We start from the raw sequence: 11,355 nt of genomic DNA, 5'->3' as shown, positions 1-11,355 counted from the left end.
GTGGTGGGGTCAGAGCCCCTGCGGGGGTCTGACCCCGGGCGGCCGCGCGGCTGCCAGCCATGGGCTGGCACTACTACGCGGGATCTTTTACAATCCGCGCACGTTTATCAGGCTAAGCCCGCGTCCCGACGCGGGTTTTTTTCATGTTACCCTTCGGGCCATCAGCGGCCCGATTCCATTGGAGACATCCCATGGCGCTGGAGCGCACTCTTTCGATCATCAAGCCGGACGCCGTTGCCAAGAACGTCATCGGCGAAATCTACGCCCGCTTCGAGAAGGCCGGCCTGAAGGTCGTGGCCGCCAAGTACAAGCAGCTGTCGCGCCGTGAAGCCGAAGGCTTCTACGCCGTGCACCGCGAGCGTCCGTTCTTCAACGCGCTGGTCGAGTTCATGATCTCCGGCCCGGTGATGATCCAGGCCCTGGAAGGCGAGAACGCCGTCCTGGCCCACCGCGACCTGCTGGGCGCCACCAACCCGAAGGACGCTGCGCCGGGCACCATCCGCGCCGACTTCGCCGATTCCATCGATGCCAACGCCGCCCACGGCTCGGACTCGGTCGAGAACGCCGCCATTGAAGTGGCCTACTTCTTCGCCGCCACCGAAGTCGTTTCGCGCTGAGAGTGATGCCGTGAACGAGGTCGTACAGTCCCCCGCCATCCAGCCGCTGCCGAAGTCGGCACCCACGGCTGGCAAGCAGAACCTGCTCGACCTCGATCGCGCGGGCCTGGAACAGTTTTTCGTCGAAAAACTCGGCGAAAAGAAATTCCGTGCCCATCAGGTGATGAAGTGGATCCACCATCGCTACGTCACCGATTTCGATGAAATGACCGATCTCGGCAAGGTCCTGCGCGCCAAGCTGCAGGCCCATGCCGAGGTCGTTGTTCCCAACATCGTGTTCGACAAGCCCTCCGCCGACGGCACCCACAAGTGGCTGCTGGCGATGGGCGTGGATGGCAAGAACGCCATCGAGACCGTGTACATCCCCGACAAGACCCGCGGCACGCTGTGCGTGTCCTCGCAGGTCGGTTGCGGCCTGAACTGCACGTTCTGCTCCACCGCTACCCAGGGCTTCAACCGCAACCTGACCACCGCCGAGATCATCGGCCAGGTGTGGGTGGCCGCGCGCCACCTGGGCAACGTGCCGCACCAGATGCGCCGCCTCACCAACGTGGTGATGATGGGCATGGGCGAGCCGTTGATGAATTTCGACAACGTCGTGCGCGCCATGAGCGTGATGCGCGACGACCTGGGCTACGGCCTGGCCAACAAGCGCGTGACGCTTTCGACGTCCGGGCTGGTCCCGCAGATCGATCGCCTGTCCGCCGAAAGCGACGTGTCGCTGGCCGTTTCCCTGCATGCGCCGAATGACGCGCTGCGCGAAACGCTGGTGCCGCTGAACAAGAAGTACCCGATCGCCGATCTGATGGCCTCGTGCGCCCGCTACCTGCGCGCCAACAAGCGCCGCGAGTCGGTCACCTTCGAGTACACCTTGATGAAGGGCATCAACGACAAGCCGGAGCATGCGCGCGAGCTGGCCCGCCTGATGCACCAGTTCGACAACGCGGTGCAGGCCAGGGATTCGGGCAAGGTCAACCTGATTCCGTTCAACCCGTTCCCGGGCACCCGCTACGAGCGTTCCGAAGAAGCGCATATCCGCGCCTTCCAGAAGATCCTGCTGGACAGCAACGTGCTGACCATGGTGCGCCGCACCCGTGGCGACGACATCGACGCGGCCTGTGGCCAGTTGAAGGGCCAGGTGATGGACCGCACGCGCCGCCAGGCGGAGTTCAACAAGACGCTGCAGGCAGGGAAGGGGAGTGATGCAGCGGCCTGACCGCCGGTTGCCGGCCCTGTTCGCAGGCATGCTGGCAGTGGCTGCCAGCGGCTGTACCACCACTTCTGAAATTCCCATCGGCCCCGGCGGCGTGGCCCCGGTGCACACCGTGCGCGACGACCCCAACGTGCGCCAGCAGTTCAAGTACGACGACATGCTGGCGTTGGCTGCCCGTGACCTGCAGGTCGGCAACCTGGACGAGGCCGAGCGCAAGACCCGGCAGGCGCTGAAGATCCAGCCCAACGGCGTGGATGCGCTGATGCTGCAGGCCGGGGTGGAAGACCGCCGTGGCCGCCAGCAGCAGGCCGGCGACGGCTTCCGCCGCGCCGCCGAACTGGCCCCGCAGCGCGGCGATGTGCTGAACAACTACGCCGCCTGGCTGTGCCAGCACGGCCAGGCCGCCGAATCGCTGGTCTGGTTCGACCGCGCCCTGCAGGCGCCGGGTTATGCCACCCCCGCCGCGGCACTGGCCAACGCCGGGGGCTGTGCGCTCGATGCGGGCCAGGTCGAGCGTGCCGAACGCGACCTGCGGACCTCGCTGCAGCACGCCCCGCAGAACCCGGTGGCGCTGGAAGCGATGGCCCAGCTCAGCTTCCGCCAGGGCCAGTACATGGCCGCGCGGGCCTTCGCCGAACGTAGGATTGCGGCTGCACCGGCCACGCGTTCCGTGTTACAACTTGCGTCTGACATCGAAGCGCGACTGGGCGATCAGGCGGCATCTGATCGCTATCTGCAGCGGATTCGACAGGAATTTCCGCAGGATGCGGGCTCCTAAACTCCAGGGTTGATGCATTGTGATTGATGACCAGACTGTGAGCGCTCTCGATACTGCGGCCGGCTGCGGCACCCGCCTGCGCCAGGCCCGCGAGGCGGCCGGGCTGACCCTTGAAGACGTTGGCACGCGCTTGCGCATGCCCGTTCAGGTGGTGAAGTCCCTGGAAGAAGAGCAGTGGCAGAAGCTGGGTGCGCCGGTGTTCGTGCGCGGCCAGCTGCGCAGCTATGCGCGCCTGCTGAACGTGGATATCAGCCAGCTGCTGGAACAGGCCCAGGTCGGGCCGGTGGTACCGCCCACCCTGGTCAGCCATACCCATACCCCGCGTGCGCGCCGCATTGCCGAAAACCTCGGCCGCCGTGCGCTGTACGTCGGCATTACCGCTGTGTTGGCGGTGCCGGTGTGGTTCGCCACCCGCGGCCACTTCGATGGCACCCCGTCGGCGCCCAGCACCGCCTCGCTGGATGCCATTCCGGCCGCCGTGCCGGTCACCCCGCCGGTGGCAGGCAGCGATGCCGCCGTGGCCAGCGCGCCGGTGGCCGCCCCGGCTGCCAAGCCGGCCGCGCCGTACGTGGCCTCGCTCACCCCGGTGCCGCGCCCGGCCCCGGCCGCTGCGCCGGCCGCCGCCAACCTGGACATGCAGTTCAGTGGCGACAGCTGGGTGGATATTGCCGGCCCCGATGGCGGCACGGTCGAGAAGGCCCTGATCAAGGCCGGCGAGCGCCGCAGCTTCACCCCCGGCCAGGTAACGCGCGTCACCCTGGGCAATGCCTCGGCGGTGCAGGTTCAGCAGAACGGCGCTATCGTCGATCTGAGCCCCTACCAGCGAGCCAACGTGGCCCGCTTTCAGGTATCCTCTGAAGGCTCCGTAGTCCCGGTTTCACACTGAGACGCGGTTTCACCACCTTCGATAATCCCAATGGTCCCTCCCGATGGGCGGGGCGAGAGTACGCATGGCGATCGACGATCTGCTCGACGAGCACGAACAAAGTGAACGCGTCCGCAGCTGGCTGCGGAGCAATGGCGCCAGCATCATCGGTGGCGTAGTCATCGCCATCAGTGCCATTGCCGGCTGGCAGTGGTGGCAGCAGCAACAGGGCGGCAAGCTGGCCACGGCCAATGTCGAATACCAGAAAGCCCTGGTCGGCCTGGAACAGAACAAGCTGGACGACGCCGCCAAGGCGGTGAAGGCGCTGGAGGCTGGCCCGTCCAGCATCTACGGCGATCTGGCCGCCCTGCAGCTGGCCAAGGCCCAGGTGGACGCGGGCAAGAACGAAGAAGCACTGGCCACCCTGCGCGCGGTCAAAGTTGAAGGTGACCTGCAGCGCGTGGTCGACCAGCGCGTGGCGCGCCTGCTGGTGGCCACCGGCAAGAGCGATGAGGCCATCAAGCTGCTGGGCAGTGCCACCGACAGCAGCAGCCTGGAAATCCACGGCGATGCGCTGCTGGCCCAGGGCAAGCGCGATGCCGCGCGCGAACAGTATGAGAAGGCGCTGAAAACGCTGGACGTGGCAGCGCCGCAGCGGCGCCTGCTGGAAACCAAGGTTATGGACGCTGGCGGCACCGTCGCCGCCCCTGCGGAGTCGGTTTGATGAGTCAGAAGGTCATGATCACGCGCGTCGCTTCCGTGCTGCTGCTCGGTATGGCGCTGTCCGGCTGCAGCACCATGAAGGGCTGGTTCGCCGGTAAGGATGCCGCCGCCAAGAAGGCGCAGGAACCGGCCGAGCTGGTGAAGTTCGAGCCGACCGTGAAGGTCAACAAGGCCTGGTCGGTAAACCTGGGCAAGGGCGAGCAGCGCATTGGCGTGCGCCAGGGCCCGGTGGTGGCCAATGGCCACGTGTTCGCCGCGGCCATTACCGGCGGCGTGCACGCCATCGACCTGCAGACCGGCAAGAAGGTCTGGACCTGGGAACCGACCAAGGAAAAGAAGAAGCCGAAGCTGCGCCTGTCCGGCGGCCCCGGCGTGGGTGAAAACCTGGTGGTGATCGGCACGCTGGACGGCCAGGTCATTGCCCTGGACATCAACGATGGCAGCGAAAAGTGGCGCGCCCGCGTGCCCAACGAAGTCATCGCCGCCCCGGCCGTGGCCAACGGCCTGGTGTTCGTGCGCAGCAACGATGGCCGGGTCACCGCCTTCGATGCCGGCAACGGCACCCAGAAGTGGTTCAACCCCAGCGAACTGCCGGCCCTGACCGTGCGCGGCAACGCGCCGGTGGTCACCGGCCCGGGCGTGCTGTTCATCGGCAAGGATGACGGCGCGGTGTCCGCGCTGGCCATGCAGGACGGCCGCACCCTGTGGGACCAGAGCCTGGCCAGCGGCGAAGGCCGTACCGAGCTGGAGCGCATGGCCGACGTCGACGGCGCCCCGGTGCTGGAAGGCAACACGCTGTTCGTCAGCAGCTTCAAGAACCAGACCATGGCCATCGAAGGCCCGACCGGTCGCCCGCTGTGGGCGCGTGACCACGGCGGTGCCGGTGGCGTGGCGGTGTCTTCGGGCAATGTGTTCGTAACCGACAACAAGGGCGGGGTGTTCGGCCTGGACAAGACCAGTGGCGCTGCCATGTGGTCGCAGACCGCACTGGCCCGTCGTTCGCTCACCGGCCCGGCCCTGCAGGGCGATTATGTGGTGGTGGGTGACTACAAGGGATACCTGCACTGGCTGCAGACGTCCGACGGCGCACTGGCGGCGCGGGCCAAGAGCGGCGGTGACGCCCTGCTGGCCCAGCCAATCGTGGCCGACGGATTGCTGCTGGTGCAGAACGTTGATGGCAAGCTGACCGCCTTCCGGTTGGCAAATTAATACGGAGTAATCGCGATGCTGCCTTTGGTCGCCCTGGTTGGACGGCCGAATGTCGGCAAGTCAACCATTTTCAATGCGTTGACCCGCACCCGTGACGCCCTGGTCCATGACCAGCCCGGCGTCACCCGCGATCGCAACTACGGCGTGTGCCGCCTTGATGAAGACAACCACTTCCTGGTGGTCGACACCGGCGGTATTGCCGAAGAAGAAGAAGGCCTGGCTGGCGCGACCACGCGCCAGGCCCGTGCCGCCGCCGCCGAAGCCGACCTGATCCTGTTCGTGGTGGATGCCCGTGAGGGCACCTCGGCCATGGACGACGAGATCCTGGCCTGGCTGCGCAAGCTCTCGCGCCCCACGCTGCTGCTGATCAACAAGATCGACGGCACCGACGAGGACAACGTGCGTTCGGAATTCGCCCGCTATGGCTTCGGCGAAATGCTGACCGTATCGGCCGCCCATCGCCAGGGTCTGGACGACCTGCTGGACGAAGTGATCCAGCGCCTGCCCGAAGAAGGCAGCGGCGAAGAGCTGGACAACGACCCGAACCGCATCCGCATCGCCTTCGTCGGCCGCCCCAACGTGGGCAAGTCGACCCTGGTGAACCGCATCCTGGGCGAAGAGCGCATGATCGCCTCGGACGTGCCGGGCACCACCCGCGATTCGATCGCGGTGGACCTGGAGCGTGACGGCCGCGACTACCGCCTGATCGACACCGCCGGCCTGCGCCGCCGTTCGCGCGTGGATGAAGTGGTCGAGAAGTTCTCGGTGGTCAAGACCATGCAGTCCATCGAGCAGTGCCAGGTGGCCGTGCTGATGCTGGACGCCACCGAAGGCGTGACCGACCAGGACGCCACCGTGCTGGGTGCCGTGCTTGATGCCGGCCGTGCGCTGGTGATCGCCATCAACAAGTGGGATGGCCTGACCGAGTACCAGCGCGAGCAGGCCGAAACCCTGCTGTCGCTGAAGCTGGGCTTCGTGCCGTGGGCCGAATCGGTACGCATCTCGGCCAAGCATGGCTCGGGCCTGCGCGAACTGTTCCGCGCCGTGCACCGCGCGCACGAATCGGCGAACAAGACCTTCACCACCAGCGAAGTGAACAAGGCGCTGGAAGTGGCGTACGAGACCAACCCGCCGCCGACCATCCGCGGCCATGTCTCGAAGCTGCGTTACGTGCACCCGGCTGGTTCCAACCCGCCCACCTTCATCGTGCACGGCACGCGCCTGAAGGAGCTGCAGGAATCGTACAAGCGCTATCTGGAAAACTTCTTCCGCAAGCGCTTCAAGCTGATTGGCACCCCGGTGAGCTTCATCTTCCGCGAGGGTACCAACCCGTACGAGGGCAAGAAGAACGTCCTCACCGAGCGGCAGGTCAAGGCCAAGCGGCGCTTGATGAAGCACGTAAAGGGCAAGTAATCCATGAAAAGGCGGCCGCAGGGCCGCCTTTTTCGTTGGAAACCGACCGGGGAAAACCGACCGGGAAAAACCGGACGGGGGAAAACGACGGGGTAGAGTCGACTGTCAGTCGACTGCCGCGCGCAGCGCGGGGCTTCGGGATTCGGCGAAGAGCAGTCGACCAACGGTCGACTCTACCGCGCGCGTTGCTGGCGCCGTCATTACCGCGGCCACCCACGCCTGGCGACCGGCCTACAATGGGCACATGAGCATTCCCGAGCGTTCCCCGCAGCAGGCGCACGCGCGCCTGGCCCATGGCGCGGTGCTGATCGATGTGCGCAACGCGCACGAACGTGCCGGTGGCATGGCCGAGGGCGCGCGTGGCGTGGCCAAGGATGATCTGCTGGCCGAACCGGCCGCACATCTGCCCGCGCCCGATCAGGAAATCATGCTGATCTGCCAGACCGGCAAGCGTTCGGCCGATGCAGCGCTGGCGCTGATGACGGCGGGCTATTCGAACATCGCTTCCGTGACGGGCGGCACCGTGGCCTGGCGCGAACAATCGCTGCCGCTGGTGCAACCGCTGCTGTCCGCGGCTGATCAAGACTTCTACGACCGCTACTCGCGCCACCTGCTGCTGCCGCAGGTGGGCGAGGCCGGCCAGCGTCGCCTGCAGCAGGCGCGCGTGCTGGTGCTCGGTGCCGGTGGTCTGGGCGCACCGGCCAGCTTCTATCTGGCGGCTGCGGGGGTAGGGCACCTGCGCCTGGTCGACCACGACCATGTGGAGCGCAGCAACCTGCAGCGGCAGATCGTGCATACCGAAGCCAGCGTCGGCCAGGCCAAGGTGGACTCGGCGCGCGAGCGCCTGCTGGCGCTGAACCCGAGCATCGACGTCGAGGCCGTGCGCGAGCGGGTCACGTCCGAGAACATCGATCGCCTGCTGCAGGGCGTGGACGTGGTGCTGGATGGATCGGACAACTTCCCGCTGCGCTATCTGCTCAACGACGCCTGCATCAAGCACGCGGTGCCGCTGGTGTATGCGGCCATCGAGCGCTTCGACGGCCAGGTAAGCGCGTTTGACGCCGGCCGCCAGCGTGGCGTGGCGCCGTGTTACCGCTGCTTGTTCCCGGAACCGCCGCCGCCGGAGTTCGCGCCGAACTGCGCCGAGGCCGGGGTGCTGGGCGTGCTGCCCGGCTTGGCCGGGGTGCTGCAGGCCACCGAGGTGCTGAAGCTGCTGCTGGGCATTGGCCAGCCGCTGGTCGGGCGGTTGCTGCGGTTCGATGCGCTGGGGCTGAGGTTCCGGGAGAGCCGCATTGCGCCGGACCCGACGTGCCCGGTGTGCGCGCCGGGTGTGGTGTTCCCCGGGTATATCGATTACGCCGCGTTCTGCCGGGGCGGGTGACCGATCCGCCGGGCATGGCCCGGCGCTACCGCGGGGTCGATTTCGGAACGATGATGGGTGTTGATTCCGCTATCGTTCCGTTTTCGGCACAATCAAACGCAACGCACATGCTATTGCCGTCCACCAACTTCCCCTATCGTTGACCCCATCAACGCATCTGGGGAACACACCGCATGGCGGTAGAAGCAGCGACCAGCGAACTGGTCAAGGTCGTCGCCCTGTTGGGCGCAGCGGTGGTCATGGTGCCGCTGTTCCGCAGGCTGGGCCTGGGCTCGGTACTGGGCTATTTCACCGCCGGCCTGGCCATCGGCCCGTTCGGCCTGGGTTGGTTCTCCGACCCGCAGGCGATCCTGCACACCGCCGAGCTGGGCGTGGTGATGTTCCTGTTCGTGATCGGCCTGGAAATGCGGCCCTCGCACCTGTGGAGCCTGCGCAAGGAAATCTTCGGGCTGGGCACGCTGCAGATCGTCACCTGCGCGCTGGTACTGACCAGCGTCGCCAAGTTGTTCGGGCTGCCCTGGCAGGTCGCCTTCATCGGCGCCACCGGCTTCGTGCTGACCTCCACCGCAGTGGTGATGCAGCTGCTGGCCGAACGCGGCGACATCGCGCTGCCGTCGGGGCAGAAGATCGTCTCCATCCTGCTGTTCGAAGACCTGCTGATCGTGCCGCTGCTCGCCCTGGTGGCGTGGATGGCGCCCAGCGCCGGCAGTGCCGACGGTGAGGGCTCGCGCTGGTTGTCGGTGGCCATCGGCGCCGGCGCCATCATCGGCCTGGTGCTGGTCGGCCGCTTCCTGCTGAACCCGCTGTTCCGCCTGCTGGCCGAAGCCAAGGCGCGCGAAGTGATGACCGCCGCCGCGCTGCTGGTGGTGCTGGGTGCGGCGCTGCTGATGCAGCTGTCGGGCCTGTCGATGGCGATGGGCGCGTTCCTGGCCGGCGTGCTGCTGAGCGAATCGACCTTCCGCCACCAGATTGAAGCGGACATCGAACCGTTCCGCGGCATTCTGCTGGGCCTGTTCTTCCTGAGCGTGGGCATGGCGCTGGACCTGGGCGTGGTGGCCGGCAACTGGCCGCTGATCGTCGGCCTCGTGCTGGCGCTGATGGCCGCCAAGGCCCTGTGCATCTACGTGGTGGCGCGCCTGATGGGCAGCGACCACGCTCAGGCGCTGGACCGTGGCGTGCTGATGGCGCAGGGTGGTGAGTTCGCCTTCGTGCTGTTCAGTGCCGCCGCCAGCGCCGGCGTCATCAACATGGACATCAATGCCAACTTCACCGCCGTGGTGGTGCTGTCGATGGCGCTGACCCCGCTGGTGGTACTGGTCTACAAGCGCGTGGCGCCCAAGCCGGAAGTCAGCCTGGAAGGCGTGGACACCGCCGACGGCCTCTCTGGCAGCGTGCTGATGATCGGCTTCGGCCGCTTCGGCCAGGTGGCCAGCCAGTCGCTGCTGGCCCGCGACGTGGACGTGACCATCATCGACAACGATGTGGAGATGATCCACAACGCCGAGCGCTTCGGCTTCAAGATCTATTACGGCGACGGCACGCGTCTTGACGTTCTACATGCTTCGGGCGCGGCCACCGCACGTGCGATTGCAGTATGCGTGAACAATGCCGAAGATGCCGACCGCATCGTGGAACTGGTGGCGCACGAATTCCCGCAGGCCAAGCTGCTGGTGCGCTCGTTTGACCGCGAGCACTCGCTGCGGTTGATCCATGCGGGTGTGGATTTCCAGATTCGCGAGACCTTCGAATCGGCCCTGCTGTTCGGCCAGGCCGCGCTGATGGAACTGGGTGCAGAAGAAGAGGACGCCCAGGAGATTGCCGAGCAGATCCGCGAGCGCGACGCCGAACGCTTCGAACTGGAAATGGCCGGCGGCAGCCTGCGTGCCGGTGCGCACATGGTGTTCGGCAGCGCACTGCCGGGCGTGCCGACCCCGACGCCGTTCACCGCGCCCAAGCGCAAGGCGCGTACGTTGAATGCCGACCAGGTGCCGGAAGAAGAAGAGGAATGATGGGCGCCCGGCGCTACCGGGCCGGTGCGCAGTTTACGGGTAGCGCCGGGCCATGCCCGGCGAGCGAAGCGGTGGCAGCAACAGGGTAGCGCCGGGCCATGCCCGGCGAGCGAAGCGGTGGGCGAGGGGGCCTGAATCAGGGACAATAGCGTCCCCGCCGCCGCCTGCCCCCGCATTCGATGAACGATTCCGTCGCAACGCCTCCTGCCCGCATCCTCGATGGCCGCCGTATTGCCGAGGATCTGCTCGACAGCCTGAAGGTGCGCGTTGACGCCCGCGTCGCCGCCGGCGGCAGCCGCCCGGGCCTGGCCGTAGTGCTGGTGGGTGGTGACCCGGCCTCGACCGTGTACGTGCGCAACAAGCGCCGCGCGGCGGAAAAGGTCGGTATTGAAGCCTACGACTACGATCTGCCGGCCGGCACCACCGAGGCCGAGCTGCTGGACCTGATTGACCAGCTGAATGCCGACCCCAAGATCAACGGCATCCTGATCCAGCTGCCGCTGCCGGGCATTCCGGATGCGCGCCGGCTGATCCAGCGCATCGACCCGCGCAAGGACGTGGACGGTTTCCACCCGGAAAACGTCGGCCACCTGGCCCTGCGTGAATTCGGCCTGCGCCCCTGCACCCCGCGCGGCATCACCACGCTGCTGGGCCACACCGACCAGCCGGTGCGCGGCCGCAACGCCACCATCGTGGGCGTGAGCAACCACGTGGGCCGCCCGATGGGCCTGGAGCTGCTTATTGCCGGATGCACCGTGACCAGCTGCCACAAGTTCACCCCCAAGGACGTGCTGGAACAGGCCGTGCGCAACGCCGACATCCTGGTGGTGGCCGTGGGCCGCCCGGGCATCGTGCCGGGTGAATGGGTAAAGCCGGGCGCCGTGGTGATCGACGTGGGCATCAACCGGTTGGATGACGGCCGGTTGGTGGGTGACGTCGGGTTTGAAGCCGCCGCCGAGCGCGCGAGCTGGATCACCCCGGTGCCGGGTGGCGTGGGCCCGATGACCGTGGCCACGTTGATGCAGAACACGTTGGAAGCGGCGGAAGCTTCCTGACGGTAGCGCCGGGCCATGCCCGGCGGATTCTCACGGCGCCGCTGCGGTCGCCGGGCATGGCCCGGCGCTACCGCCGTCGCCCCATCTGGTAG

Annotated in this window: 10 protein-coding genes; all 10 read left to right on the top strand. The window is 67.0% G+C overall.

All coding sequences use genetic code 11. The features are described from left to right. The first annotated feature begins 191 nt into the window (after nt 1–191). The 10 genes from ndk (at nt 192) to folD (ending at nt 11,263) form a co-directional block, all read left to right on the top strand. Nucleotides 192–617, top strand: a complete 426-nt coding sequence (gene ndk, locus IAE58_RS18785) for a nucleoside-diphosphate kinase (RefSeq protein WP_108749396.1) — start codon at nt 192–194, stop codon at nt 615–617. 10 nt (nt 618–627) lie between these two features. Beyond that, complete coding sequence (gene rlmN / locus IAE58_RS18780; protein WP_164271345.1) at nt 628–1,833, top strand: 23S rRNA (adenine(2503)-C(2))-methyltransferase RlmN; 1,206 nt, start codon at nt 628–630, stop codon at nt 1,831–1,833. After that, nucleotides 1,820–2,608 carry a type IV pilus biogenesis/stability protein PilW gene (pilW, locus tag IAE58_RS18775; protein WP_108761823.1) on the top strand — a complete coding sequence of 263 codons (789 nt, stop codon included), beginning with the start codon at nt 1,820–1,822 and terminating at the stop codon, nt 2,606–2,608. Before rlmN ends, pilW begins: the two co-directional genes overlap by 14 nt. A 19-nt stretch (nt 2,609–2,627) precedes the next feature. Next, complete coding sequence (locus IAE58_RS18770; RefSeq protein ID WP_164271342.1) at nt 2,628–3,494, top strand: RodZ domain-containing protein; 867 nt, start codon at nt 2,628–2,630, stop codon at nt 3,492–3,494. A gap of 64 nt (nt 3,495–3,558) precedes the next feature. Then, complete coding sequence (locus IAE58_RS18765; protein ID WP_199934580.1) at nt 3,559–4,197, top strand: tetratricopeptide repeat protein; 639 nt, start codon at nt 3,559–3,561, stop codon at nt 4,195–4,197. After that, on the top strand, nt 4,197–5,405 hold the full coding sequence (gene bamB, locus IAE58_RS18760; RefSeq protein ID WP_108752880.1) for an outer membrane protein assembly factor BamB: 1,209 nt from the start codon (nt 4,197–4,199) through the stop codon (nt 5,403–5,405). The genes IAE58_RS18765 and bamB overlap by 1 nt, the downstream gene beginning before the upstream one ends. A 15-nt stretch (nt 5,406–5,420) precedes the next feature. Then, on the top strand, nt 5,421–6,818 hold the full coding sequence (gene der / locus IAE58_RS18755) for a ribosome biogenesis GTPase Der (RefSeq protein ID WP_108752881.1): 1,398 nt from the start codon (nt 5,421–5,423) through the stop codon (nt 6,816–6,818). A 244-nt stretch (nt 6,819–7,062) separates the two neighbouring features. After that, complete coding sequence (gene moeB, locus IAE58_RS18750) at nt 7,063–8,199, top strand: molybdopterin-synthase adenylyltransferase MoeB (protein ID WP_199934579.1); 1,137 nt, start codon at nt 7,063–7,065, stop codon at nt 8,197–8,199. 173 nt (nt 8,200–8,372) lie between these two features. After that, complete coding sequence (locus IAE58_RS18745) at nt 8,373–10,208, top strand: monovalent cation:proton antiporter-2 (CPA2) family protein (protein ID WP_199934578.1); 1,836 nt, start codon at nt 8,373–8,375, stop codon at nt 10,206–10,208. A 179-nt stretch (nt 10,209–10,387) separates the two neighbouring features. Next, entirely contained in the window at nt 10,388–11,263 is an 876-nt protein-coding gene (gene folD, locus IAE58_RS18740; protein WP_108755993.1) for a bifunctional methylenetetrahydrofolate dehydrogenase/methenyltetrahydrofolate cyclohydrolase FolD, read from the top strand. The last annotated feature ends 92 nt before the right edge of the window (nt 11,264–11,355 follow it).

Source organism: Stenotrophomonas sp. S49 (assembly GCF_016624905.1).
In the GTDB taxonomy this organism is placed as follows: domain Bacteria; phylum Pseudomonadota; class Gammaproteobacteria; order Xanthomonadales; family Xanthomonadaceae; genus Stenotrophomonas.
This window is presented reverse-complemented; position numbering and strand designations above follow the sequence as displayed.

Coding starts and splice junctions, on each gene's coding strand:
- bamB (WP_108752880.1), top strand. CDS start 4,197: ATGAGTCAGAAGGTCATGATCACGCGCGTCGCTTCCGTGCTGCTGCTC.
- IAE58_RS18745 (WP_199934578.1), top strand. CDS start 8,373: ATGGCGGTAGAAGCAGCGACCAGCGAACTGGTCAAGGTCGTCGCCCTG.
- folD (WP_108755993.1), top strand. CDS start 10,388: ATGAACGATTCCGTCGCAACGCCTCCTGCCCGCATCCTCGATGGCCGC.
- pilW (WP_108761823.1), top strand. CDS start 1,820: ATGCAGCGGCCTGACCGCCGGTTGCCGGCCCTGTTCGCAGGCATGCTG.
- ndk (WP_108749396.1), top strand. CDS start 192: ATGGCGCTGGAGCGCACTCTTTCGATCATCAAGCCGGACGCCGTTGCC.
- IAE58_RS18765 (WP_199934580.1), top strand. CDS start 3,559: ATGGCGATCGACGATCTGCTCGACGAGCACGAACAAAGTGAACGCGTC.
- moeB (WP_199934579.1), top strand. CDS start 7,063: ATGAGCATTCCCGAGCGTTCCCCGCAGCAGGCGCACGCGCGCCTGGCC.
- der (WP_108752881.1), top strand. CDS start 5,421: ATGCTGCCTTTGGTCGCCCTGGTTGGACGGCCGAATGTCGGCAAGTCA.